Here is a 25,650-nt window from a genome sequence, read left to right on the forward strand (position 1 = left end):
AATTCATAACATTGAATTTGTCCGTAATTTTGTTAAAAATTTATTAAAATGAGTTTATTTAGCAATAGTTATTTTGTCTTGTTTTTAATTATTTTTATCGGTTTTGTAATTGGTAGAATTAAAATCAAAGGAATTTCATTAGATGTTTCAGCAGTGATATTTGTCGCATTGCTTTTTGGTCATTACGGATTAGTGGTACCCAAAGATTTTCAATATTTAGGTTTGGTACTTTTTATTTTTACTATTGGAATTCAAGCAGGACCAAGCTTTTTTGAATCTTTTAAAAAAAATGGTCGCGAATTGGCATTATTAGCTGGTTTATTGGTGATAAGTGCAGGTGTAATTACTTTTTTAATTTATTATTTTGGCGGAATTGATAAAAATTTAGCTATTGGGTTATTAAGTGGTTCATTAACTAGTACACCAGGTTTGGCAGTAGCTATTGATGTAACAGGTTCATCGTTAGCATCAATAGGTTATGGTATAGGATATCCGTTTGGAGTTATTGGAGTTATTTTATTTGTGAGTTTATTACCAAAAATTTTAGGAGTTAAAATAAAAGAAGAAGAAAATATATACAAAAGTGAAATAGCAACCGAATATCCTGAAATTTTAAGAAAACATTTTGTTGTAGAAAATGAAAATGTAATTGGTAAAAGCTTTGAGGAACTAAATATCCGATTTATGACCAAAGCGGTGATATCTAGAGTGTTGCAAGATAAAATCGCTTTTGTTCCAGAGCCTGAAACTATTTTTAGAAAAGGAGATTTAATAAAAGCAGTTGGTACTGAAGAAGCTTTAGAACGCGTTAAATTATTAATTGGTCCTGAAACTAAAAAATCAATTCCATTAAGCTCTAATTTTGATGTAAAATTTTTATTAGTAACTAATAAAGAGGTCGTTAAAAAAACCTTAGGGCAATTGCATTTATTAAATAAGTACCACGCAACAGTTACCAGAATAAGGAGATCTGGGATTAACATCTCACCAAGTCCTTCTTCAAAATTACAATTTGGAGATAAAATTATGGTAATTTGTTCTAAAGAAAATATGCAAAAAGTATCTGGTATTTTTGGAGATGATGATAAACAATTATCAAATACCGATTTTTTACCAATTTCTTTCGGAATTATTTTAGGAATATTAGTAGGCAAGTTAAGTATTACTTTTGGTAATTTTTCATTTAGTTTAGGCTTAACAGGCGGGATATTATTACTTGCACTAATATTAGGTAGAACAGGTAAAACAGGTCCAATTATGTGGACAATGACTGGAGCTGCAAATCAAATTTTACGTCAATTCGGTTTGTTATTCTTCTTAGCTGCGGTTGGTACAAGTGCAGGCTCAAGTTTAGAAGCAACTTTTCAAAATTATGGTGTTGAATTGTTTTTATATGGAATGATTATCACATTAATTCCAATGATAATTACAACAGTAGTAGCTAAATATTTTCTAAAAATGAATTTATTAACCTTATTAGGTACGTTAACAGGAAGTATGACAAGTACACCAGGATTAGCAGCAGTGGATAATTTAGTTGATACCGATGCTCCAGCAGTTGCTTATGCTACGGTTTATCCTATAGCCATGGTGTTATTAATTATAATTATACAAATTTTAAGTATCATTTAAAAATAAATATTTGTTCAATAATTTGTTCATTAAAAAATCTATCTTACATTTGTAGCAATAATGAAGACAAATAATTTAAATATGAATTGGTGGTGGAACTCTCTTAAACAATAAGCGAGCGGACTATTATATTTATATTAAACTATATAACAAAAGGACTTATCTCGCGATAAGTCTTTTTTTATTTCAACAATAATGAAAAAAATTAAATTTAAAACAATTTCTAAAAAACAATTATCTGATACAGTAACTCCTGTTGGGTTGTATTCCAAAATTAGGGATAAATATGCCAATAGTTTGTTGTTAGAAAGTTCAGATTATCATAGTAAAGAAGAAAGTTTCACATTCATTTGTATTGAACCAATTATTACGTTAAAAGCTGATAATAATACGTTTTCATACAATTATAAAAATAAAGAGCTCGATGCAAAAAAGATAAACCGTGATTTTTATAACATTTTTGAAACGTATCGTAAAACTATTGAAATTGATTGTGATAAAGCAATAAAATCATACAATGGCTTTTATGGTTATATATCCTATAACTCCATTCAGTATTTTGAAACAATTAAGTTGAACGCTAAAAAAGCACCTTCTGAAATTCCAGATTTCCAATTCAGTTTTTTCAAATTTATCATTGCCATCAATCATTTTAATGATGAGTTAACACTTATTGAAAATATTGAAGAAGGTGAAGCATCAAGAATTGAAGAGATTCAAACCTTAATAAATGCACGAACCTATGGTTTGTACAAATTTAATGTAAAAGGGAGCGAATCTTCCAATTGTACCGATGAAGATTTTAAAAATAATGTTACAAAAGCAAAACAACATTGCAAGCGAGGTGATGTATTTCAGTTAGTATTATCACGTCAGTTTCAACAAAAATTTTCAGGAGATGAATTTAATGTGTACAGAGCGTTACGTTCTATAAATCCATCACCATATTTATTTTATTTCGATTATGGAAGTTTTAAATTAATGGGCTCCTCACCAGAAGCTCAAATTAAAATTGATAAAGAAAAAGCCATTATCAACCCAATTGCAGGAACATTTAGGCGAACAGGAGATATGGCAAAAGATATTTTGTTAGGCGATAAATTATCTAAAGACACTAAAGAAAACGCCGAACACGTAATGTTGGTAGATTTGGCACGAAACGATTTAAGTAAACACGCCAGCAATGTACAAGTAGAGGTTTTTAAAGAAGTGCAGTATTTCAGTCACGTTATTCACTTAGTTTCAACAGTGCAGGGAAAACCCAAGGGGAGAGCCATTGAAATTGTAGGAGATACATTTCCTGCAGGTACTCTAAGTGGCGCACCAAAATACAAGGCAATGGAATTAATTGATAGGTATGAAAATCAAACACGCGGTTTTTATGGCGGAGCTGTTGGGTTTATTGGTTTAGATAATTCAGTAAATTTGGCAATTGCCATTCGTTCTTTTGTAAGTAAAAACAACACCTTATTCTCTCAGGCAGGAGCCGGAATTGTGATAAATTCTACTGAAGAAGGGGAGTTGCAAGAAGTAAATAACAAATTAGCAGCTTTAAAAAAAGCATTAATTATGGCATCAACTATTTAGGGCGTTACCGTAAACGGTCGGGCTTTACGCACTCGCTTTTTTGTTGAAAAAACAAAAAGAGCTCAAACAAAGCTTCAATCCCTAACGCAAAAAAAGATAAAAAAGACAAAAAGTTAAAATATGAAAATAATAATCATAGATAATTACGATTCATTTACCTATAACTTGGTTCATTTAGTTGAAAATATTACTGGAAAATATCCAGTAGTATTTAGAAATGATGAAATTTCAATAGAAGCCATAAATGAATACGATTTAATTATGTTGTCACCAGGACCCGGAATTCCTGATGAAGCAGGAATTTTAAAAGAAGTCATAAAAACCTACGCAGGCAAAAAGCCTATTTTTGGAGTTTGTTTGGGTTTACAAGCAATAACCGAAGTATTTGGAGGCTCGTTAGAGAATTTAGATTCCGTTTTTCACGGTGTAGCAACCACAATGAAAGTAACTAGTAAGGAAGCTTCCATTTATAAAGATATTCCAACAAAATTTGAAGCAGCACGGTATCATTCGTGGATAGCATCTAAAAAAGATTTTCCGTCCGAATTAGAAATAACAGCAGTTGATGAATTTGGAGATATTATGAGTTTACAGCATAAAATACACAATATAAGCGCGGTGCAGTTTCATCCAGAATCTATTTTAACACCTTTAGGAGAAAAAATAGTTCGTAATTTTATAGAAGCAAATCAATAAAGAAAGAGTGGCCACTGAGCGGAGTCGAAGTGAAAAATCGTCATTACGAAGGAGGTACGACTGAAGTAATCTTTTCCTTTTAAAGAAATTAAATAAAATCGTCATTACGAAGGAGGTGCGACTGAAGTAATCTCATCATAAAAAGAAAAAATATTAAACAAATTATTTGAGGAACAACTGAAGCAATCTCTCATAAAAAGAATTAGAATGAAAAAAATATTAAACAAATTATTTGAGCAACAGCGTTTAACAAAACAAGAAGCCAAAGATGTACTTTTTCAAATTGCAAATGAAAAGTATAACAATTCTCATTTAGCTTCATTTTTAACGGTGTTTATGATGCGACCAATATCTGTAAATGAATTGGCAGGTTTTAGAGAAGCCTTGTTAGAATTAGCTATAAAAATAGATTTATCAGAATTCAACACCATTGATTTGTGTGGTACAGGCGGTGATGGTAAAAACACATTCAATATTTCTACATTAACATCATTTGTAGTTGCAGGAACAGGAAATAAAGTGGCCAAACATGGAAATTATGGGGTTTCTTCGGTAAGTGGATCTTCAAATATGTTAGAATATTTAGGGTATAAATTCACCAATAGCGAGGACACATTAAAAAGTCAGATAGACAAGGCAAATATATGTTTTTTACACGCGCCATTATTTCACCCAGCAATGAAAGCAGTTGGGCCAGTTCGTAAAGAATTAGGTTTAAAAACCTTTTTCAATATGTTAGGGCCGTTGGTAAATCCAAGCAATCCACAAAATCAATTAGTTGGGGTTTTTAATTTGGAAGTAGCCCGAGTTTACAATTATTTATTACAAGAAACTACCAAAAATTATGGCATTATTTATAGTATTGATGGCTATGATGAAATTTCGCTAACAAGTGCTTTTAAATTATTCACGAAAGAAAATGAACAGCTAATAACACCTGAAAATTTAGGATTAAAAAGGATACAGCAATCAGAAATTTTTGGAGGAGATTCTGTAGCAGCATCCGCTAAAATATTTGTATCTATTTTAGAAGGAAATGGAACAGAAGCTCAAAATAATGCAGTGTTGGCAAACGCGGCATTCGCATTAAAAACAATTGATAATAGCAAATCGTTTGAAGCAGCTTTTGAAGAAGCCAAATCATCATTATTAGGTTTAAAAGCGAAAGAAAGTTTAAGTAAATTAATTAGGAATTAGGAATTTATGTTTAAGTAAGTGTCATGCTGAACTTGTTTCAGCATCTCATTAATTATGAAAATGAAGTTAAGTTATGTATACATATTGGCGAATAAATATAGAACTACGTTTTATATAGGCATAACAGGAAATTTAAAAGAAAGAATGATTCAGCATAAAAAGGGTGTAGGTTCAACATTTACATCAAAATATAATATTAGAGATTTAATTTATTTTGAAGAATTTTCAGATATTAATCAGGCTATTTTAAGAGAGAAACAATTAAAAAATTGGCACCATGATTGGAAAATTAATTTAATAAAAGTTAAAAACCCAAAATTACAAACGTTAGAAATGTGACACTGAAACAAGTTCAGTGTGACGAAAGAAAATATGTTAAATAGAATAAATAGAAAGTGATATATAAACAATGACCATACTAGATAAAATAATAGCACACAAAAAGAAAGAAATAGCACAACTAAAAACAGAGGTTTCCGTTGAGAAATTGGTAAAAAGCCCCAATTTTAAGCGTACGCCAATTTCATTAAAAAAAGCGTTAACAGTTAAAAACTCAACAGGAATTATAGCTGAATTTAAAAGACAATCCCCTTCAAAAGGTATTATTAATGATAAGGCTGATGTTATAGATGTAACTCAAGGTTATTTAAAAGCTGGCATTGCAGCACAATCCATTTTAACCGATATTCATTTTTTTGGAGGAAGTATTTTAGATGTAATGCAGGCAAGAACAGTAAATGAAACAACACCTATTTTAAGAAAAGATTTTATTGTTGACGGATTTCAAATTGTGGAGGCTAAAGCCATTGGTGCTGATGCTATTTTGTTAATTGCAACATATTTAACAAAAGAAGAATTGAAAAATTATGGCAAATTAGCCGAAGATTTGGGATTGGAAGTATTGTATGAAGTGCACAGCAAAGAAGAGTTAGATAAAATAGAACTGGATACTAAAATTATTGGAATTAACAATCGGAATTTAAAAACCTTTGAGGTAGATTTAGAACATTCAATTGAGTTAGCTAGTCAAATTCCTGAGAATTGTATTAAAGTTTCAGAAAGTGGAATTAGTAATCCAAGAGTAATAATCGGACTGAAAGAATATGGTTTTCAAGGCTTTTTAATTGGAGAAAATTTTATGAAAACAGAAGATCCTGGACTGGCTTGCCAGGCTTTTATATCACAAATTAGATAAAAAGAAAACGAAGGACACTGAGCGGAGTCGAAGTGTGATTTTAACTCTTACTGAATCACCAAAAAAAATTAAATAAGATAAAAAATGAAAATAAAAGTTTGTGGAATGCGAGATCAAGAGAATGTTTCAAGCTTGTTAGCTTTGAAACCAGATTTTGTAGGGTTTATATTTTACAATAAATCAAAGCGTTTTGTGTCGGATTTTCCACAAGTAAAATTTCCTTCAACTATTAAAAAAGTTGGTGTTTTTGTAAATGAAACTATTAAGGTAATACTTGAAAGAGTTAAAAAACACCAATTAGATATTGTTCAATTACATGGGAATGAAACTCCAGAATACTGTATTAAAATAAAAAAACGTCATTCTGAACTTGTTTCAGAATCTCACTCAATAGAAATTATAAAAGCATTTTCTGTTGATGAAAATTTTAATTTTCATTCAATAGCTGAATATGAAAACAGTTGTAATTATTTTTTATTTGATACCAAAGGGAAAAATTATGGAGGAAATGGTATCAAATTTAATTGGGAAATACTTCAAAATTATAAAGGGAAAGTTCCGTTTTTATTAAGTGGAGGTATTTCAAAAGAAGATAGTACAGAAATCTTGTCATTCCTAAGCAGGCAGGAATCTAAATTATGCATTGGAATTGATATAAACAGTGGGTTTGAAATAGAACCAGGATTAAAAAATATAGAAGAAATTAAAGAATTTAAAGACAGTTTGACATGAATTATTTTGTAGATAAAAATGGATATTACGGTCAGTTTGGTGGTGCTTTTATTCCAGAGCTATTATATCCAAATGTAAAAGAACTAGAAGATAATTATTTAAAAATATTAGAATCAGAATCTTTTAAAAAAGAATTTAAAGAGTTATTAGATAATTATGTTGGAAGACCAACACCATTGTATTTAGCCAAACGGTTATCAGAAAAATACGGAGCAACTATTTATTTAAAACGTGAAGATTTATGTCATACAGGAGCACATAAAATTAATAATACTATTGGACAAATATTGGTTGCCAAAAAACTAGGTAAAAAACGAATTATTGCTGAAACAGGAGCTGGGCAACACGGCGTTGCAACAGCTACGGTTTGTGCTTTAATGAATTTGGAATGTGTTGTTTTTATGGGAGAAGTTGATATTAAACGTCAGGCTCCAAATGTAGCTCGAATGAAAATGTTAGGAGCAAAAGTGGTTCCAGCTAAAAGTGGAAGTAAAACATTAAAAGATGCCACCAATGAAGCTATTCGTGATTGGATTGGAAACCCTGCGGATACATATTATTTAATTGGTTCCGTGGTTGGTCCACATCCTTATCCTGATATGGTAGCGCGCTTGCAATCTATTATCAGTAAAGAAATGAAAGAACAATTATTGGAACAAACAGGGAATGAAAATCCGGATATGATAATTGCTTGTGTAGGTGGTGGAAGTAATGCAGCAGGAGCATTTTATCATTATTTAGATAATGAAGATGTAAAATTAATAGCTGTTGAAGCAGCTGGTTTAGGCGTTTATAGTGGCCAATCAGCGGCTACCTCACAATTGGGTGATGTTGGGGTTTTACACGGAAGTAAAACTATTTTAATGCAAGATGAATACGGACAAGTAACAGAACCTTATTCCATTTCAGCAGGATTAGATTATCCGGGAATTGGACCTTTACATGCGTATTTGCATGAAAGTAAACGAGCAGTATTTATGAATGCTACCGATCAGGAAGCTTTAGATTCCGCTTACGAATTAACAAAAACAGAAGGAATTATTCCTGCACTTGAATCGGCACATGCATTAGCGGTTTTGCCTAAAATGAAATTTAAAAAGGAGCAAGTAATTGTCATTAATTTATCTGGAAGAGGCGATAAGGATTTAGAAACTTATATAACACATTTAAAATAATATTTAGTCATGCTGTTCCGATAGTTATCGGAATTGTTTCAGCATTTTATATTAAAAATAAGAGATAGAGTTATGTGTATATATTAACAAATAAAAATAGTACAAATCTAATGAGACCCTGAAATAAGTTCAGGGTGACGAAAAATAATTATTATGGGTAGTCGGTTAAATAAAATTTTAAAAGAGAATAAAAAATTACTATCTGTTTTTTTTACAGCGGGTTTTCCAAAGTTAAATGATACAGAAGTAATAATTAAAAGTTTAGAAAGTAGTGGAGTAGATTTTATAGAAGTTGGTTTGCCATATTCTGATCCATTGGCTGATGGGCCAACCATTCAGCATAGTAGCTCAGTTGCATTAGAAAATGGAATTAATTTAGATATTATTTTTAATCAGTTGGAAGCATTAAAAAATTCAGTTAAAATTCCTTTAGTTTTAATGGGGTATATCAATCAGATAATAAAATATGGTGAAGAAAAATTTTGTCAAAAATGTAAAGATTGTGGAATAGAAACCATAATCATTCCCGATTTACCAATGATTGAGTACGAATCTCATTACCAACAATTATTTACAAATTATGGTATTTCAAATGTGTTTTTAATAACACCTCAAACTTCAGAAGAAAGAATTCGAAAAATTGATAAAATTACAAATGCGTTTATTTATGTAGTGGCTTCTTCATCAATTACTGGCGCAAAAGGAGAAATTTCATCAAAACAAATTGCATATTTTGAACGAATTCAAAAAATGAATTTAAAAAGTACTTTAATTGCAGGTTTTGGTATTTCTAATAAATCTACCTTTAATACTGTTTGTAAGTATGTAAATGGGGCAATTATTGGTTCGGCATTTATTAATTTTTTAGATAAAAACGGAACGGGAAATAGTTCTAATTTTGTGAAAAATATAGTAAAGAATTAATTTAGTTTTAGTCTAAATAAATTTAATTTTTAACAAAAAAACACAGAAAGTTAGAATTTGTTAAAAACCTATTGAAATTACTTCTTATCAAAACATTAGTTACTAATTTCGTATTAGTTTAAAAATTAAAACCGATGAGTATAAGTTTAATAGGTAAATCAATTAGCGAATCTGCTACCTTAAAATTAAATGAAACCTTTGCCATATTAAAAGCAAAAGGTGAGCCGGTAATCCATCTTGGAGGTGGAGAACCAAAAAGTAAAGCACCCATTGAAGCAATTACAACTGCTGCATCTTTTCTAGATGGAGGAGAGGTAAGATACACTCCTTCTGATGGGCTTCGAGAGATGAAACAAGCCGTAATTAGATATACGGAAGAACATTATGGAAGAAAAGTGAATCCTGATAATGTTATTGTTTCTAACGGAGCAAAACAAGCAATTATGGTAGCGTTACAGGCTATTTTAGATCCACAAGACGAACTATTGTTTCCTGCTCCATATTGGGTTAGTTATCCAGAAATGGCTAAATTAATTGGTGCAATTCCTGTTCCTGTTTATCCAGAAGATGGATCTTTTTATCCTACGTTGAAAGACATTGAACAAAATATAACTTCAAATACAAAAGCCATTATAATTAACAGCCCTAATAATCCAACTGGCGTCCAATATTCCGAAAATTTTGTCAAAGAAATAGTTCAGTTTACAGAAAAAAAAGGAATTTATTTAATTATGGATGATATTTACCATCGTTTATTATTTGATGGTAAAAAACCTGTAGTTGCGTATAATTATTCAAAAAAATCTGAAGAAAATTCTAAAATTATTGTGATAAATGGAGTTTCAAAATCGTATGCTATGACAGGATTTAGGATTGGTTGGGCAGTTGCTAATAAAAAGATAGTAAAAGTAATGACTAACATTCAAAGTCATCAAACTGCTGGACCATCGGCATTATTACAAAAAGCAGCAATGGCTGCCATGAACGGAATTCAATCTAGCGTAGAAAATTTGAAATCTACTTTAGAAAATAATCGTAATGTAATGTTACAACAGTTAAAGGCTTTTGATGGTGTTCATGTTGTTAAACCGGCTGGGACATTTTATGTGTTTGTTGATTTTTCTAATTTCGAAAAAGATTCAAGAAAATTATCAGCTTTTCTTTTAGATAAAGTTAGAGTTTTAGCTGTACCAGGAATAGAATTTGGTTTAGAAGGTTATCTTAGAATTTCCTATTGTGGCTCTATTAAAGATATTATTGAAGGCATTAGAAGAATAAAATGGGCTATTGATCCAAATTCTCCAAATGAACTTTATATTGGTGAGCGAAAACTTGTAAGAGATTGGGTTAGTTAAATGTTATAATTTGAAATGAAAACAAAAAATATTAAAAATGAAATACTTTAAATTTTCTACACCTGCTCAAAAGCAAGCTGGAGAGTTCAGAAGCGATTATGATTTAGGGCATCACGGATTTAAACATTTAGAAACTGTTTATTGGAATTTACCTACTGCAGCACTTTATGAAGAAGCAATAATTAGAAACGAAGGAACTGTAGTAAATGGAGGTCCGTTATTAGTACATACAGGTAAATGGACTGCCAGAGCCGCAAATGATAAATATTTTGTTAAAGAACCTTCAACAGAAAATAAAATTGATTGGGGTGAATACAATCGACCAATTACTGAAGAAAAATTTAATAGCATCTATACCCGTGTTCTTGCATTTTTACAAGGTGAAGAATTATTTGTTCAAGATGTATATGCGGGGTCTGACCCTGATTATAAACTTAATGTTAGGGTAATTACCGATACTGCATGGCAAAGTCTTTTTGCTCGTAATATGTTAAATACGTTTAATGAACGTGGGAAACACAAAAATTTTGTACCAGAGTTTACGTTAATTTCTGTTCCTTCATTTAATGTTGATCCAAGAATTGACGGTACGCTAAGTGAAACGGCCATAATTATAAATTTTGCACAAAGAATTGCTATTGTTGCGGGCTCAAAATACGCTGGTGAAGTTAAAAAAACCATTTTTACCATTATGAATTATTTGTTGCCAATGCAAGATGTTATGGCAATGCATTGTTCAGCAAATGTCGGAAATAAAGATGATGTAGCACTCTTCTTTGGATTAAGTGGTACAGGGAAAACAACTTTATCAGCAGATCCAAAAAGACGTTTAATAGGTGATGATGAACACGGTTGGAGTGATCATAGCGTATTTAATTTTGAAGGCGGATGTTATGCTAAAGTAATTCGGCTTTCTGCAGCTGCAGAGCCTGAAATTTTTGCTTGTACACAGCGATTTGGTTCCATATTAGAAAATGTAGTTTACGACCGAGGCTCAAGGCAAATTGATTTAGATGATGACAGCTTAACAGAAAACACACGAATTTCTTATCCTATTGAATTTATTCCGAATGCTATTCCAGAAAAATTGGTTAATGCACAACCTAAAAATATTATCTTTTTAACGGCAGATGCTCAAGGTGTACTTCCTCCAATAGCACAACTAACTATGGATCAAGCAATTTATCATTTTATGAGTGGTTATACTTCTAAAATTGCGGGTACAGAAATGGGTTTAGGTATTGAACCGGAAATTACGTTCAGTGCTTGTTTTGGAGCTCCTTTTATGGTGCATCATCCTTACTATTATGCTAAATTACTTCGATCTAAAGCTGAAAAATCAGGAGCTAAAATTTGGTTAGTAAATACTGGTTGGGTTGGTGGAAAATTTGGAGTTGGTAAGCGAATTAGTATAAAATATACAAGAAGAATGTTGAATGCTGCCTTAGATGGTGAGTTAGATAAAGTTTCGTATCGGAAAGATGTTCTTTTTGGATATAATGTACCGCTTTCATGTCCTGATATTCCTGATAAAGTTTTTAAACCAGAAAATGCCTGGGGAAATAAAGAGGAGTATTGGCAAAAATATGATGCACTTGCTGCTAGGTATATAGAAAATTTTAAATTATTCCGAGGACAAGTCCCAGATGATATTGTAAAACAAGGACCAAAACGACTAAAAAAATAAGATTATATAATTAAGGATTGTTATATAAAATTAGTCATTGCGAAAAATTTTAATTTTGAAGCAATCTCAATGTTCATTATTTGAATTTAAAAGATTACTTCACTTTGTTCGCAATGACGATTTTTTTAGATAGCGTAGCCCCTTTTATTAAACTACAATTAAAAGAATTTTTTATACTGTAAAACCCTAAAATCAAACGTATTGAATTTAGGGTTTTGTTGTTTTAAGATTTTATAATCAGGATTACTTCCTACTGCACGGTTTGCTGTGCCAGTTGGAGCAGTTAATGAAACTACTTTTATAATTCTATTATTAAATTGAAACGAATGAATTTTAGGCGTTTTAGTTTCAATAACATCTAATTTTATATTTTGCTTTTTTAACAACCGTCTTAAATGATATTCTGGTCCATTTTTACTGTTTCCACCAGTTAATAATAAAGTATTTATTTTTGGGTAATCTGAAAGATAACTTAAATAATCTCTAAGAATAATTTGTTGCATACCTAAATCGGAAGCATCCATTTTTTCGCGTTTACAACCATCAACAATATCACAAATGCCAATGTTATTTTTAATAAGGAAGTTTTTACGTTGCTGAATAGCAAACTCAGTAGTTTCAAAACGTAGTTTTAAATTATGAATGGAATTTATGATTTTCCAAAATTGCCCGTCAATACTTCCATAACAAAAATCTACATCTCCTTTTTTTAAATTTCCGACTGAAAAACGTGGTGGAGGTAAAGTGCCAACAATTAATTTAGTCGCATTTTTTGGGATAAAAGGTTTATATGGATGATTATGAATAAACAATTAGTTTACTTTTTCTCCATTAACATAGGTTGCTAAAGCTTTTATAGTTGGAATTTCATCAGCATTTACTTCCATAATATTTTTATCTAAAATCACAAAATCGGCAAATTTACTCTTTTCAATACTTCCCTTTTCTTGTTCTTCAAAATTGGAAAAAGCCGCCCAAATAGTCATCCCTTTAAGTGTCTCTTTTCTGGTTAAGGCATTTTCCGTTTGAAAGCCATTTTTTGGAAATCCTTTTACATCTTTTCTTGCAACAGCAGCATAAAATGTTAAAAACGGACTTACTTTTTCTACAGGAAAATCTGTTCCTAAAGCAACTTTTCCATATTCATTTAATAAATTTTTATAAGCATAAGCACCTTTCATTCGTTTTTTCCCTAACCTATCTTCTGCCCAATACATATCAGAAGTAGCATGAGTTGGTTGAATGGAAGGAAGGATATTGTTAAAATAATGGAAATCTTGAGGATCAATAATTTGAGCATGTTCAATTCTCCAACGTCTATCTTTTTTACCTTTTAAAACTTCTTTATAGGTTTTTAGCATCACATAATTAGCAGAATCTCCAATGGCATGTGTATTCATTTGGTAATTTGAATTAGCAATTTTTTGTGCAATTTTTTGTAAATCTGCTACAGAAGTTCCTAAAGCCCCATAATGATTTGGCTCATCTGTATATGGTTTTTTTAGAGTGGCACCACGTGAACCTAAAGCCCCATCAGCATACACTTTTATAGAACGGACATTTAATCTATCCGTTTTAACAATACCTTTTTTTAAATAGTAATCTACATCATTTGGGGTATTTGAAACCATTGTATAAATACGAATTTTTAATTTACCTGCTTTTTGTAAACTATCAATTAGTTCAATTGTTTTTCTTGATAAACCAGCATCATCAACCGTGGTTAAACCATAACTAAAACATATTTTTTGGGCATCTTGTAACGCTTTTATCTGCATTTTTTTAGTAGGTTTTGGGATGACAGCATAGATTAAATCCATTGGATTATCAATAAAAATTCCGGTTAATTTTCCATCTTTTTGAAGGATTTCTCCGCCTAAAAATTTTGTTTTTGTGGTAACTCCAGCTAAATCAATTGCCGCTTGATTTGCCAATAAAGCATGACCGTCAATTCTGGTTACTACGACTGGAGTTTTTGGAAATAATTGATCTAATTTTTCTTTAGTAGGAAATTCTTTTACTTCCCAGTCATTTTGATCCCAGCCACGTCCGGTAATAAAATTAGTATTTTTTTCTTTTTGAAAATCAACAATTCTCTGTAATACTTCGTCAAAACTTTTTGTACCTGTTAAATCAACCTTTTGTTGTTGTAAACCTAATCCAAAAAAATGGCAATGTGCATCAATAAGTCCTGGTAAAACAGTTTTTCCTTTAACATCAATCAAGTTATTTGTTGTATATAAATCTTGTATATTTTTAGAAGTTCCGACAGCAATAATTTTTCCATCGTTAATAGCAAATGCTTCAGCTTTGTCAAAGTTTTTATTAACGGTATAGATATTTCCATTTATTACTAAGGAATCTACTTTTATTTTTTTTGTGCAGGATATTGCGTTAATCATAATAATTACAACAAGAAATTTTTTCATATAAAATTAGTTTAAATAAGTATCTAACAAATAAATCATAGAAGTCAAAGATGCGGATCCTAGTTCTAATTCGCGTTTATTTACGATTTCAAAAGTATCTAATGCAGAATGATGATATTTAAAATAACGTTGTGAGTCGGGTCTGTAATCTACCAAAGAAATAGTTTTAGATTTTAAAGGACCAATATCTGCACCAGAATGTCCTTCTTCAAAATCGTTTAACCCATAAGGAGCCAATAATGTTTTCCAACTTTTAATTAAATCTTGATTTTTAAGAGTTGCAGAAAATGAAAATCCTCTAGGTGTAAATCCGCCTGCATCAGATTCCAATGCAGCTATGTGAATTTCATTTTTAGTTTTAGCTTCTTCAGCATATTTTTTACCACCACGTAAACCATTTTCTTCATTCATAAATAACACCACTCTAATGGTGTGTTTTGGTTTTATTTGGTTTGTTTTTAATAATTGTGCAACAGCTAAAGATTGTACAATCCCAGCACCATCATCTTGTGCACCTTGAGCTAAATCCCAAGAATCTAAATGTCCACCAACCGTAATGTATTTTTTAGGATATTTACTTCCTGTTATTTCACCAATTACATTAAAAGAAGGTGCATCTGGCAGCGTTTTACAGTTTTGTTTGAAATAAAATTTTAAAGATGGATTTTCTTTTAATTTTTCACTTAAAAGATTTGAAGCTTTGGTACTTATTGCTGCAGTTGGCACTTTTTTATTTTCAGGAATATCACCATAATGCATATTTCCAGTATGAGGATAATCATCTATATATGAAGTCATTGAGCGAACAATTACTCCTAAAACGCCAAATTTTCCAGTTGTTTTTGCACCATAAACACGTTGATCTACACAACCACCGTAAGCTCTAAAAGTTTCGATTAAAGTAGCATCAAAAGGGCGATTAAAAAATACTATTTTTCCTCGAAGTTTTTCTCCTAATTGCTCGGCTTCTTTTAAACTTTTTACTTCTATTACTTCTCCTGAAATTCCATTTTTTGGAGTTGCAATAGAACCACCCAAAGCACAAATTGGTACTTTATATTTTATGTTGTTGCTAGTAAAATATGCTTGTTCTTTTTCTCCACGAATCCAATGAGGAACCATAACAGGTTGTAACCAAACCTTATCAAAATTTGATTTTTTCATTAAATTTTCTCCCCATTCCACAGCTTTTTGAGCTTCAGGAGAACCAGATAATCGTCCGCCAATATTAGACGTTAAATCTCGTAACCATTCATAACTTTTTCCTTGAGTTAATGCACTATTAAAAAAGTGTTTAATAACAGTAGAATCGGTTTTATTAATGGTGATTTTTTTTTGTTTTTCAACTTTAATATTAGAGCAAGAGGTAAAAATAAGCATAAGGCTTACTAAATACAATGTAGGTTTCATGTAGTTGATGTTTTAATATTTAAAACTACAAAAAATAAAAGATTATATTGAAATTATAAGTTGAATTTATACGTGATACCTGCTAAAACTTGAAATCCTTGGACTTGATAGTTCAAAAATTGATCATATTTTTTATTGAAAACATTATTTATTTGAGCAAAAGCAGTTAATCTATTGGTAAAAATATAACCGCCTTTCAAATTTAAATCTGTAAAGGATTTATTTGTAATAATAACTCCATTTATAGTATTGCTATTATAAGGAATACTAAAATCTTTAGTTTCACCTCTATAAAATAATTTAGCAGTTGAAAACCAATTATTATTTTTGTAATTAACAGATAATGAAGCTTTTATGTTTGGTAAATTCCACGCTTCTTGTTGGTTGTTTGTTGAATAATTATAATAATTTAATTGAACACTTAAATTAAAATCTTCTGATGCCTGCACACTAATTTCTGCTAAAAAATTAAGCGTTTTTACATTGTCATAAATTACTTGAAAAGAATTTCCTGCTTGATAAGCTTTATTTACCAAAATTGTTCCGTCAGTTTGCGTTTGATTTTGAATAAATAGGGGTTTATCTTTTTCTGAAGAATAACTGATGGAAGTGTTAAAGTTTATGATGTTTTGTTTTCCTTTTAAACCTAAATATCCCTTGTATTGTTGATCCGTTTGCTGCAAGTTTAACGTTGGAGAAACAAATGGATTTTGAGTAACAAAGTTTTGATAGCTATTTTGAATTAAATCGCCAGTAACACCAGCATTTAAGATTAAATTTTCATCACTTAATTTATAAGAAGCGGTAACTTTTGGGTAGGCAAAAAATGAAGTTTCTTTAGTTTCTAAATTTGAAGAATAATAGAGTTTAGCACCTAAATTAACGGTTAAATTTTTTCTTAAAACTACCAAATTAGGATTGAATCCTGCATTAAAAAAGCTGTATTTCAATGAATTGGTATTGGTGTAATTTTGATTGAATTTGCTAGTGATTAATTGAAGCAAAAATTCATTATTTAAGGTTTCGGTTGCAATTGGTAAATCTATTTTAGGTTGTACCGTTATTTGAAGTTCATTAGAGTTGTAATCATCTGAAAAATTTTGAATTTTTGCGGTTACATTTTTTAGAAAGGAATGCTTCATTTTTAAATTTCCGCCTACATAAATAGTTTTATAAATTTGTTTTTCATTTATAGCATCAATTACGTTGTTATCAAAGGTTAAGTTATTTGGTAATCCATAATAATTTACTTTTTGTTGCTGAACTCCTGTAGTAATTTTGTAATTTAAATTTCGTTCAAATTGCTGATAATAACCCTCTATTTTAGTATCTGAATAAGTTGAATTCAAAAGTGTATTTTTAATATTATCTAAAGAAGATTGGTGTTTTAAAAATAATCCAAAATCAAAATATCTGGAATCTCCAGTAGTTAAAAAAGCGTCAAAAAACGGACTTTTATAATTTCCGAATCCGCCAGAAATATAACTATTATATATCTTTTCTTTTGGTGCTCTTTTAATACCTTGAACTTTGCCCTTGGTTGGCGTAAAAGTTGAAGCTACAGGAACTGAATTTATATGAAAATTGACCTTTTCTTTTTTAAATAAATCGGAATCTTTTATTGTAGGATTCGTTTTTATTTTAAAGGCATCAGAAATTTTTGGAGTATAGGATTTTACTACCGTAATTTCTTGGGTAGTTAGTGTATCTTTTTTAGTTTTTTGTGCAAGTAATATCCCAGAAATTAACAAGAATAAAAATGTAATAGGTAATTTTTGCATGATTGTATTTTTTATAAAATGCATTTAATTGTTGTTAGTTTTAACGGATTCGTTAGTTTTGGCTTGTTCTGCTTTAATTTGTTGCAAATTATTTTTGGCTTGAGTGGTAACTTCTTCAAATTCAGGAAAGTTTTTTATGACACTTTCTAATATATAAGTTGCCTGAAAAGCATCGTTTAAATGATAATAATTATCTGCCATTATCAGTAAACTTTTTGCCGCCCATAATTTATAAGCCGCATAATTTGCTGCAATATTTTTAATTATTTCATTTGATTGTCGATAACTTCCTTCACTATTTTTAAAAAATGAGTTGTAATACAATGCTTCAGCTTTAAGTTCTCCTGAAGCAATTTTTGCTACTTTTTCATATGCTTTTTCTGCTTTTTCTAATTGGTTTGTTTTTATGGCAGAACGGGCAATTATAAGTTGTGAATCTGCAGAGGTTTCTTTATCAATTTTAGTGTTTTTCAATAATTTTTCGGCATAATAAACTGCTTTATCATAATTTTTTTGATGATAAAAGGCTTTCATTAAATTTGATTGTGCGTAAATAATAGTTTTTTTGTTATCAGAATTATTTTCTAATTTAGTTAATAGAGGAGCGGCTTTAACCCAATTTTTATTTTTTAAATAAATTAAAGATAATTGTACTAATGCTTTCTCTGTAAATTCATTTTCAGGATGATTAATTACAAAAGCGTAATTAGGTATTGCTTCATTAGATTTGTTATTGGAATTTAATAGTTGTGCCAGATAAAAATTTGCCTGTAAACTATGCAACCCATTTTCAAAATTTTGAAGATATTTTTTAAAAGTAGTAATCGCTTTTTTAGTATTATGTGCCAAATATTGTCTTTCGGCAGATTCATACATTGCATCATCTAATTCAGCATCTGAAACAGAAACAAAATCTATGGTTTTTACCCAATTTGCATATTCATCTACTTTTCCTAAATCTACATATATTTGTTTTGTATTATTAACTGCTTGACGTGCTTCTGATGATTTTGGAAATTTTTTAACCAGGTTTTTATAAGTGGTTAATGCTTTTTCATTTTCATTGATATTATAATATATTAATCCTTTTTTTAATTGTGCTTTTGGTATTAGCGGACTTCTTTTATAAGTTCTAATTAAATCATTAAAAGTTGCTATAGCTTTTTCAGTCTTGTTTTGTTTGATATATGAATTTCCTAAAATATAAAGAGCATCATCTTTATAAATAGATTTAGCTGGTTGATTTATAAGGTTTTGTAGTTCTTTTATTTTGTTAGCTTCTTTTCCTAAAAAACCATAGCTAAGTGCAGTTTGAAATTGTGCATAATCTGAATTTTCATTCCTTGTATGTATTGATTTTTGGTAATAAGTAATAGCATTTGCATAATTTTTTGTGACAAAATAGGAATCGGCAATACGTAAATAGGTATCATCTTTAAAATTAGTTTCTAGATTGTCCGTTGCAAAAAGTTTAAATTCACGAATGGCATTATTATAATTTTTCAATTTAAAATAAGTATATCCTAAATTATAATTAATGGTTTTGAATTCATCAGCACTGCTAGCTTTATTATTTGCTAAAAAGGCTTTGAAATAGTTGAGTGCTTTTGTAAAATTATAGCGTTGATAATAACTTTCGCCATTCCAAAAATTAGCTTTTGCAGTAATGCTTTCATCATTTTTATATTTTAAAGAAATCTCAAAATTTTCTATAGCTTGTTTGTAATTATGGGTTTTATAAAGTTCAATTCCTCTATAATAAGAAACTTGTTGTAATAAGTTTTTATGAGTATTATTTTTTGAAGAATTTAAATATTTTAAAGCTCCTTTAAAATCTTTAGAAGTTAAATAAGCACTAATAAGTAAGTTTTGTATTTCAGTATTTTGTTTAGATTTCGGGTATTTTTTTAAGTATTCTTGTAGAATATTAGTAACACTTTTATACGGATTTCCAATCTCGTAACTAATTTTAGCATAATTATACCAGGCATCTTTTTTTATAATTTTATTAAAAGGTAAATTAGCAGCATTTCTAAAAGCATTTAAAGCTTCAGATTTTTTGTTTAGTTTTAAGTAACATTCGGCTAAATGATAATAGGCATTTTGTGCAACGGTGTTATTTCCGCCAATAATTTTATTGAAATTGTTAATAGCATTTTCATAATCTTTTTGTTTAAAATAAGCATAACCTAGCAAATAATAATCAGTATTTGTCCATTTTCTACGTTTTCCTTTATAATTTTTTAGATAAGGAATAGCTTCTTTAAAATTTTGAAGATTGAAATAACTTTCACCAATAATTTTTGAAATTTCAGAATATTCCAATCCTTTTGCTTTTTCTAAAAGTGGTAAACCATTGTCGATAGCTTTTTGGAATTTTCCTAATTTAAAATTCATATCGGCTAAATAATAAGAGACTTTAGTTTTGAAAGTTGTGTTAGTTTCTACACTGCTTAAGTATTTTTCTGCAGTACTGAAATCATCTTGTTTATAAGCAATATAACCGTAATAATATTTAGCTTTTGCTCCATATTTTTGCGAAGTGAACAAGTTAAAAAATAACTTTTTTGATTTGATGTAATTTTTGTTTACAAATAAAGAATAGGCATATTTAAAGTTAAACTCATCTTGGTTGTACTTGCCAATATTTTCAGCATTTATTTTTGAATACCATTTGGCAGCGTAACTGTATTTCCCAATTTTAAAATAATAGTTTGCAACTTTTAAAAAAGCACTGTTTTGTTTAAGACTGGTAGGATAGTTTATCACAAATTGTTGCATTAAATCATCAGAATTTGGTTGATTTAATTTAATGGCACAATCCGCAATATAAAATTCGCAATTAGCTTTTAATTCTGAAGTTTCACTAAAGGTGTTGCTGAGTTCTATAAATTGCTCTTGTGCAGCTTTATAGGATTTATTTTCATATAAACTAATGGCATTATCATAGCCAGTTAACGGGTTACTATTTATTGCCGTTTTTTGTGAAAACACCATTATAGTAACTAAAAATGTAATAAAGGAGATACCAATTTTTTTATTAATCATATTTTCTTGTTCAAAAATTAATCTATGTTACTATAACGCAATTTTTGTGAGTAATTGCATATTGCAAAAATTAATTTTAAAAGAAAAGTAGTATTAAAAGTTATTTTTCTGCAAGAAGTTTATTTATAAAGTTATTAAATTCAATTTTAAAATTTTCATAATATTTTCCGGTTGCAGGACCAGAAAAACCTGTATGAATTTTACGTACAATTCCTTTTTTATCAATAATAATTGAAGTAGGAAAAGACATTACATGATTAAGCATTGGCAGTGCTTTTGAGGCTCCATTATTTTTGTATGTGCCAGCAATTAAAAAATCATAAGTAACGTTTAAACGCTTTTTCATATTCTCAACTCTTGCTTTAGCATAGTTGAAATCGGGTTTTGCTTCAAAAGCCAAACCAATAATGGCAACATTTTTATCTTTATTTTTTTTATACCATTGTGAATAGAAATTTGTTTCATCCATACAATTTGGACACCAAGTTCCAAAAATTTGTAAAATCACTACTTTATTCTGATATTTTTTATCCGTTAATGAAACCATTTTTCCGTTTAAATCAGGAAATTTGAAGTTGATTTTATGGAATCCTTCTTTTAAAAAGGTAAGTTTATTGGCGTCGGGCAGAGTTGCATTTTCATTTTTGGTAGCGGTAAAGGTTTCATGAGAAGATTTACCAGACCAAAAATCACCTACAAAAGTACTATCAGATTGTTTGGTTGCTTTAAAAATAAAGGCATGATTTCCGTCAAAAGAATATAACGTAAATTGGTTGTTTTTAGTAAAACCTTGTAAATAGCGATAATCTCCAGTCGGTGTTAAAATTGTACCCGTAAGTTGTTGATTTTCAGTTTTAAATATTCCGATGCCTTTGTATTTATCATTGCCGTTAATTGAGTTAAAGGTCATATCCCATTTTCCATTAAAAATATCGGTTGATTTTTGGATTGGTTGCTTAGGATTAAAACTTGCATTAAAGGGTAATGTGTAATCTTTAATATAATTTTTTACATAAACTCCTGTAATTTTATTATTTTTAAATTTAGCTTTAATAGCAATATCAAAAATATGAAATGTAAAAAATAAGGAATCGTTTACAACTTTTACATCGGTCATTTTAAGTTTTTCCTTACCATTTATTAAAGTAATTTTATAAGTGTTATCCTCTTTGCTTACTTCAAAATTAAAAGGAAGCTTTTTTTGTTGCATGGTAATTTCACCTTGCCAAATACCAGTTTTTAAGTGATTAACTTTTGGTTTAATATTACAGGAAATTAATAAAATAGTAGCTACTAAAAATAAGAATTTTATAAAATACTTGGTCATATTTTTTTAAATTTAGAATTCAAATGTAAACATTATGAATAAAAGACCCCTAATAATCATTAATTAGTTGACATATTACATTTAAATATTTAGCTTTGTTAAAATCAAAATAATTTATGTCTGAGCCAATTCTTACTTTACAAAACACTAAAATTTTTCAACGAGAAAATTTGGTACTCTCTGATGTTAATTTGCAAATTAATAAAGGCGATTTTGTTTATTTAATTGGAAAAACAGGAAGTGGTAAAAGTAGTTTAATGAAAACTTTATATGGAGATTTACCATTGATAAAAGGAGAAGGAACAATTGTTGGATTTAATCTTAGAAAATTAAAAGATAAAGAAATTCCTTTTTTAAGAAGAAAATTAGGTATTGTTTTCCAAGATTTTAAATTATTAAATGATAGAAATGTTTTTGAAAATTTAAAATTTGTTTTAAAAGCTACGGGTTGGAAAAACGAAAAAGAAATTAAAGAAAAAATAAAAGAAGTATTAACCAAAGTTGATATGGAAACTAAGGATTTTAAAATGCCTTTTCAGCTTTCGGGAGGTGAACAACAACGAGTTGCCATTGCACGTGCATTATTAAATAATCCAGATTTAATTTTAGCAGATGAACCAACGGGTAACCTTGACCCAGCAACTTCAGTTGATGTTATGAATGTTCTAAAAGAGATTTATAACAGCGGTAAAACCATTTTAATGGCAACGCATGATTATGCACTTATCCTAAAATTCCCATACAGAACTATAAAATGTGAAGGTGGTGAATTGTTTGAGGTTGTACAACAGAAATCTAGTAATTAATGATTTCAGTTTTAATTCCTATCTTTAATTTCAACGTAACTAATTTAGTTAAAGAAATTCATACCCAATTAGCGATTTTAAATATTAATTTTGAAATTATTTGTATTGATGATGCCTCAACAACTCACAACTTTGTTAAGAATAATACTATTGAGCAGTTAAATAATGTAACATTTATTAAATTAAATAAAAATATTGGTAGAAGTAAAATACGAAATCTCTTGGCTTTAAAATCTAAATATAATTGGCTTTTATTTTTAGATGTTGATGTAATACCTAAACAGCAATGTTTTATAAAAAATTATATTGATTGTATCAATTCAAAGGAAGGAGAAGTTTATGTTGGAGGAATAAGCTATGAAAATATAAAACCAACTAAAGACAGATTATTAAGATGGATTTATGGAAAAAAAAGAGAAGAAGTATCATTTAATAATAGAAAAAAAATACCCTATAAATATTTTTTTGGAGGAAATTTTTTAATTTCAAAAACTATTTTTAATTCCATTAAGTTTGATGAATCTCTTAGTAAATATGGTTATGAAGATGTTTTATTTGCTTTATCATTAAAAATAAGAGGTATAAATATTGTACAAGTTAATAATCCAATAATTCATTTAGGTATCCCTAAAACAAAAGATTTTTTGGTTAATATTGAACATTCTATTGAAAATTTAGCAATTCTTTGTGAAAAGGAGATATTATTAAATGAAGTTAAAATTTTAAAAGTTTATGCTTTTTTAAATAGATATTACTTAATTTTTCCATTTGGATTACTTTTTTCACTTTTAAAACCTATGTTAGTGAGAAATTTAGGAAGTAAAAACCCAAAATTATTTGTATTAGATTTTTATAAATTAGGTTATTTATGTTTTTTAAAAAAGAATTAGTTAAGCTTAGTGTAAATTTCTATCAACTTTTTAGATTCATTTTCCCAATTATAAATTTCAGCAGCTTTTTTTAAATTCTCTTTCCAAGTATCATATTCTTTTTTGTTAGCTAAAATTTCATTTACAATTTTCGCTAATTTCTGAGGATTATGAGAAGTTGTAATTTTTCCAAGATTATTTTTAGTTATTAAACTAGCTACTTCCTTTCTGTTTGATGCTAAAATAGGAGTGTTACATTGAATATAATCAAATACTTTATTGGGTAAGCTATATTCATAATTTAGGTTTGTTTTTTTATCTAAAGATAATCCTAAATCTGCTACTTTTGTATATTTCAGTAATTCAGCATAAGGCATTTTATCTAAGATAATTACTTTTTCTTCTAATTTTAAAGATTTTCTTTTTTCTTTTAGCAATGTAAAAACATCTCCTGAACCAATAATATAAAGAATAGCATTTTCTACATATCGCATCATTTCAACTGCTTCTTCAGCACCTCTATCTATATTAATTCCAGAGCCTTGTAAAATAAGCATGCGTTTACCTTTTTTTATTTTTTTAATAAAGTTAGCTGAAGATGGTTCAATGTTTAGTTTTAGAGCTATATTTCTAATAATCTGTACATTTATTGCGTATTTTTTTGTGTAAATAGATGCAATTGAACTATTTACAGTGTACATGTTTTTCAACTTTGGCACAATAAATTTTTCAATTGTCAACCAAATGTTTTGGATAAAAGGTCGATGAATGAGCTCAGGAACTTCTGTAAATAATTCATGACTATCATACACTAATTTTGTTTTAAGAAATTTACTAGCTAAAAAATTAGCCAATAAAGTATCTAAATCATTAGCTAATAATATGTTTGGTTTTGAAAAAAGAAGTTTAATAAATAAACGAATATTATATTCTGCATAAAATAAAAATCCTTTATTAAAAAGTAATTTAAATCGGTGAGTTTTATAGTTTCTAGAGATTGGTTTACTATTTGAAAGCTGCCTCCCAATTAAAATAATTTCATAATTATTTTGAGATAGTGTTGTACAAATTCTATCAACGCGTTGGTCAGTTGTTAAATCATTGGTTACCGAAACTACTATTCGTTTCAAAAGGTTTTGTTTTAATGCAAAGTACTAAATTAAATTCTTTTTCTTTTAACAGTTAGGTAGTAAATATTAGCCATTAAGATAAAGCCATTTGTTATTATAATTGGCCAAGATATATTTAACATATAGCCATAAACAACAAATAAAATTGCACCTATTGAATTGATAACACGTAAAGTGTTAACGTTTTTCATCATAAAAGAAATAATTAGTGCTAGGGAAGCCAAATAACCAACCCATTCCGTATAAGAAACATTTAAGATCATTTTTTAAAAATAAATTGAGGACAAATATAGGATTAATAAGGTTTATAAAAAAAGAAACCTCACTCTAAAAGAGTGAGGAAAATTGCTATGAAAAAGATTGATAAGCCTAAACTTATCGTTGCAAATATACAAAGAATTTTAATATCTACACTATGTTTTTGTTAAAAAAGATATAAAAATTAGTTAAAATTTAATTTGATAATTATTTTTTGAGTCAAATAATTAATTACCTCAGTTTTTGAGTAACCATTTACTAATTAAACCCGTTGTGCATTTTGAGAAAATTTCGTCAATTCCTTTAGATTAGCAAACTGATAAAAACATTTAAATTTGTTAAAAGAAAAAGAATGGGGTGAACTAGGTCAGTTCGTAGTTTTTGATAACTAACACTCGTATTAGTCCCCATT

The 25,650-nt window shown here is 29.0% G+C and carries 21 protein-coding genes; 13 read left to right on the top strand and 8 right to left on the bottom strand.

From position 1 onward, the window contains the following. The first annotated feature begins 48 nt into the window (after positions 1–48). The 11 genes from L3J60_RS08445 to pckA all read left to right on the top strand — a co-directional run bounded on the left by L3J60_RS08445 (position 49) and on the right by pckA (position 12,180). The gene (locus L3J60_RS08445; protein WP_291975059.1) at positions 49–1,632 is read left to right on the top strand and encodes a TrkA C-terminal domain-containing protein; all 1,584 of its coding nucleotides are present in this window, start codon (positions 49–51) and stop codon (positions 1,630–1,632) included. 195 nt (positions 1,633–1,827) lie between these two features. Next, entirely contained in the window at positions 1,828–3,219 is a 1,392-nt protein-coding gene (locus L3J60_RS08450; protein ID WP_291975060.1) for a chorismate-binding protein, read from the top strand. Between the two features lie 120 nt (positions 3,220–3,339). Further along, a complete protein-coding gene (locus tag L3J60_RS08455) occupies positions 3,340–3,915 on the top strand; it encodes an aminodeoxychorismate/anthranilate synthase component II (protein ID WP_291975061.1) in 576 nt (191 codons plus the stop codon). Between the two features lie 207 nt (positions 3,916–4,122). Then, positions 4,123–5,112, top strand: a complete 990-nt coding sequence (gene trpD / locus L3J60_RS08460; protein WP_291975062.1) for an anthranilate phosphoribosyltransferase — start codon at positions 4,123–4,125, stop codon at positions 5,110–5,112. A 60-nt stretch (positions 5,113–5,172) separates the two neighbouring features. Continuing rightward, positions 5,173–5,451 (top strand): GIY-YIG nuclease family protein, encoded by a 279-nt coding sequence (locus tag L3J60_RS08465; RefSeq protein WP_291975079.1) that lies wholly within the window; start codon positions 5,173–5,175, stop codon positions 5,449–5,451. A 70-nt stretch (positions 5,452–5,521) separates the two neighbouring features. After that, positions 5,522–6,307: an indole-3-glycerol phosphate synthase TrpC gene (trpC, locus tag L3J60_RS08470; protein ID WP_291975063.1), complete on the top strand. Its 786-nt coding sequence runs from the start codon at positions 5,522–5,524 to the stop codon at positions 6,305–6,307. 84 nt (positions 6,308–6,391) lie between these two features. After that, entirely contained in the window at positions 6,392–7,039 is a 648-nt protein-coding gene (locus tag L3J60_RS08475) for a phosphoribosylanthranilate isomerase (RefSeq protein ID WP_291975064.1), read from the top strand. After that, a complete protein-coding gene (gene trpB / locus L3J60_RS08480; protein WP_291975065.1) occupies positions 7,036–8,214 on the top strand; it encodes a tryptophan synthase subunit beta in 1,179 nt (392 codons plus the stop codon). The genes L3J60_RS08475 and trpB overlap by 4 nt, the downstream gene beginning before the upstream one ends. A gap of 153 nt (positions 8,215–8,367) precedes the next feature. Beyond that, positions 8,368–9,138 carry a tryptophan synthase subunit alpha gene (gene trpA / locus L3J60_RS08485; protein WP_291975066.1) on the top strand — a complete coding sequence of 257 codons (771 nt, stop codon included), beginning with the start codon at positions 8,368–8,370 and terminating at the stop codon, positions 9,136–9,138. Positions 9,139–9,272: 134 nt separating this feature from the next. After that, positions 9,273–10,493 carry a pyridoxal phosphate-dependent aminotransferase gene (locus L3J60_RS08490; protein ID WP_291975067.1) on the top strand — a complete coding sequence of 407 codons (1,221 nt, stop codon included), beginning with the start codon at positions 9,273–9,275 and terminating at the stop codon, positions 10,491–10,493. Positions 10,494–10,530: 37 nt separating this feature from the next. Then, entirely contained in the window at positions 10,531–12,180 is a 1,650-nt protein-coding gene (pckA, locus tag L3J60_RS08495; protein ID WP_291975068.1) for a phosphoenolpyruvate carboxykinase (ATP), read from the top strand. A gap of 158 nt (positions 12,181–12,338) precedes the next feature. On the opposite strand, the gene L3J60_RS08500 is transcribed toward pckA, so the two are convergent. The 6 genes from L3J60_RS08500 to L3J60_RS08525 all read right to left on the bottom strand — a co-directional run bounded on the left by L3J60_RS08500 (position 12,339) and on the right by L3J60_RS08525 (position 22,175). Further along, on the bottom strand, positions 12,339–12,992 hold the full coding sequence (locus L3J60_RS08500) for a uracil-DNA glycosylase family protein (RefSeq protein WP_291975069.1): 654 nt from the start codon (positions 12,990–12,992) through the stop codon (positions 12,339–12,341). Next, positions 12,993–14,609 (bottom strand): amidohydrolase, encoded by a 1,617-nt coding sequence (locus L3J60_RS08505; RefSeq protein WP_291975070.1) that lies wholly within the window; start codon positions 14,607–14,609, stop codon positions 12,993–12,995. A 6-nt stretch (positions 14,610–14,615) separates the two neighbouring features. Next, the gene (locus L3J60_RS08510; protein ID WP_291975071.1) at positions 14,616–16,019 is read right to left on the bottom strand and encodes a M20/M25/M40 family metallo-hydrolase; all 1,404 of its coding nucleotides are present in this window, start codon (positions 16,017–16,019) and stop codon (positions 14,616–14,618) included. 53 nt (positions 16,020–16,072) lie between these two features. Next, positions 16,073–17,800, bottom strand: a complete 1,728-nt coding sequence (locus L3J60_RS08515) for a TonB-dependent receptor (RefSeq protein WP_291975072.1) — start codon at positions 17,798–17,800, stop codon at positions 16,073–16,075. A 24-nt stretch (positions 17,801–17,824) separates the two neighbouring features. Then, a complete protein-coding gene (locus L3J60_RS08520) occupies positions 17,825–20,848 on the bottom strand; it encodes a tetratricopeptide repeat protein (protein ID WP_291975073.1) in 3,024 nt (1,007 codons plus the stop codon). A 100-nt stretch (positions 20,849–20,948) separates the two neighbouring features. Further along, positions 20,949–22,175: a TlpA disulfide reductase family protein gene (locus tag L3J60_RS08525; RefSeq protein WP_291975074.1), complete on the bottom strand. Its 1,227-nt coding sequence runs from the start codon at positions 22,173–22,175 to the stop codon at positions 20,949–20,951. A 116-nt stretch (positions 22,176–22,291) separates the two neighbouring features. On the opposite strand from L3J60_RS08525, the gene L3J60_RS08530 reads away from it, so the two are divergent. Next, complete coding sequence (locus L3J60_RS08530; RefSeq protein ID WP_291975075.1) at positions 22,292–22,981, top strand: ATP-binding cassette domain-containing protein; 690 nt, start codon at positions 22,292–22,294, stop codon at positions 22,979–22,981. Next, positions 22,981–23,871 (top strand): glycosyltransferase, encoded by an 891-nt coding sequence (locus L3J60_RS08535; RefSeq protein WP_291975076.1) that lies wholly within the window; start codon positions 22,981–22,983, stop codon positions 23,869–23,871. Before L3J60_RS08530 ends, L3J60_RS08535 begins: the two co-directional genes overlap by 1 nt. Here L3J60_RS08535 and L3J60_RS08540 read toward each other — a convergent pair. After that, positions 23,868–24,980, bottom strand: a complete 1,113-nt coding sequence (locus L3J60_RS08540) for a glycosyltransferase (protein WP_291975077.1) — start codon at positions 24,978–24,980, stop codon at positions 23,868–23,870. The two genes, L3J60_RS08535 and L3J60_RS08540, sit on opposite strands and share 4 nt — an antisense overlap. Positions 24,981–25,009: 29 nt before the next feature. Beyond that, positions 25,010–25,243 carry a uroporphyrinogen decarboxylase gene (locus L3J60_RS08545; RefSeq protein ID WP_291975078.1) on the bottom strand — a complete coding sequence of 78 codons (234 nt, stop codon included), beginning with the start codon at positions 25,241–25,243 and terminating at the stop codon, positions 25,010–25,012. Between the last annotated feature and the right edge of the window lie 407 nt (positions 25,244–25,650).

The organism is Lutibacter sp. (assembly GCF_021647475.1).
In the GTDB taxonomy this organism is placed as follows: Bacteria; Bacteroidota; Bacteroidia; order Flavobacteriales; family Flavobacteriaceae; genus Lutibacter.

What these genes read in the sequence shown, in the direction of transcription:
- L3J60_RS08445 (WP_291975059.1), top strand. Translation starts at nt 49, where the DNA reads ATGAGTTTATTTAGCAATAGTTATTTTGTCTTGTTTTTAATTATTTTT.
- L3J60_RS08450 (WP_291975060.1), top strand. Translation starts at nt 1,828, where the DNA reads ATGAAAAAAATTAAATTTAAAACAATTTCTAAAAAACAATTATCTGAT.
- L3J60_RS08455 (WP_291975061.1), top strand. Translation starts at nt 3,340, where the DNA reads ATGAAAATAATAATCATAGATAATTACGATTCATTTACCTATAACTTG.
- trpD (WP_291975062.1), top strand. Translation starts at nt 4,123, where the DNA reads ATGAAAAAAATATTAAACAAATTATTTGAGCAACAGCGTTTAACAAAA.
- L3J60_RS08465 (WP_291975079.1), top strand. Translation starts at nt 5,173, where the DNA reads ATGAAGTTAAGTTATGTATACATATTGGCGAATAAATATAGAACTACG.
- trpC (WP_291975063.1), top strand. Translation starts at nt 5,522, where the DNA reads ATGACCATACTAGATAAAATAATAGCACACAAAAAGAAAGAAATAGCA.
- L3J60_RS08475 (WP_291975064.1), top strand. Translation starts at nt 6,392, where the DNA reads ATGAAAATAAAAGTTTGTGGAATGCGAGATCAAGAGAATGTTTCAAGC.
- trpB (WP_291975065.1), top strand. Translation starts at nt 7,036, where the DNA reads ATGAATTATTTTGTAGATAAAAATGGATATTACGGTCAGTTTGGTGGT.
- trpA (WP_291975066.1), top strand. Translation starts at nt 8,368, where the DNA reads ATGGGTAGTCGGTTAAATAAAATTTTAAAAGAGAATAAAAAATTACTA.
- L3J60_RS08490 (WP_291975067.1), top strand. Translation starts at nt 9,273, where the DNA reads ATGAGTATAAGTTTAATAGGTAAATCAATTAGCGAATCTGCTACCTTA.
- pckA (WP_291975068.1), top strand. Translation starts at nt 10,531, where the DNA reads ATGAAATACTTTAAATTTTCTACACCTGCTCAAAAGCAAGCTGGAGAG.
- L3J60_RS08505 (WP_291975070.1), bottom strand. Translation starts at nt 14,609, where the DNA reads ATGAAAAAATTTCTTGTTGTAATTATTATGATTAACGCAATATCCTGC.
- L3J60_RS08510 (WP_291975071.1), bottom strand. Translation starts at nt 16,019, where the DNA reads ATGAAACCTACATTGTATTTAGTAAGCCTTATGCTTATTTTTACCTCT.
- L3J60_RS08515 (WP_291975072.1), bottom strand. Translation starts at nt 17,800, where the DNA reads ATGCAAAAATTACCTATTACATTTTTATTCTTGTTAATTTCTGGGATA.
- L3J60_RS08520 (WP_291975073.1), bottom strand. Translation starts at nt 20,848, where the DNA reads ATGATTAATAAAAAAATTGGTATCTCCTTTATTACATTTTTAGTTACT.
- L3J60_RS08525 (WP_291975074.1), bottom strand. Translation starts at nt 22,175, where the DNA reads ATGACCAAGTATTTTATAAAATTCTTATTTTTAGTAGCTACTATTTTA.
- L3J60_RS08530 (WP_291975075.1), top strand. Translation starts at nt 22,292, where the DNA reads ATGTCTGAGCCAATTCTTACTTTACAAAACACTAAAATTTTTCAACGA.
- L3J60_RS08535 (WP_291975076.1), top strand. Translation starts at nt 22,981, where the DNA reads ATGATTTCAGTTTTAATTCCTATCTTTAATTTCAACGTAACTAATTTA.
- L3J60_RS08545 (WP_291975078.1), bottom strand. Translation starts at nt 25,243, where the DNA reads ATGATCTTAAATGTTTCTTATACGGAATGGGTTGGTTATTTGGCTTCC.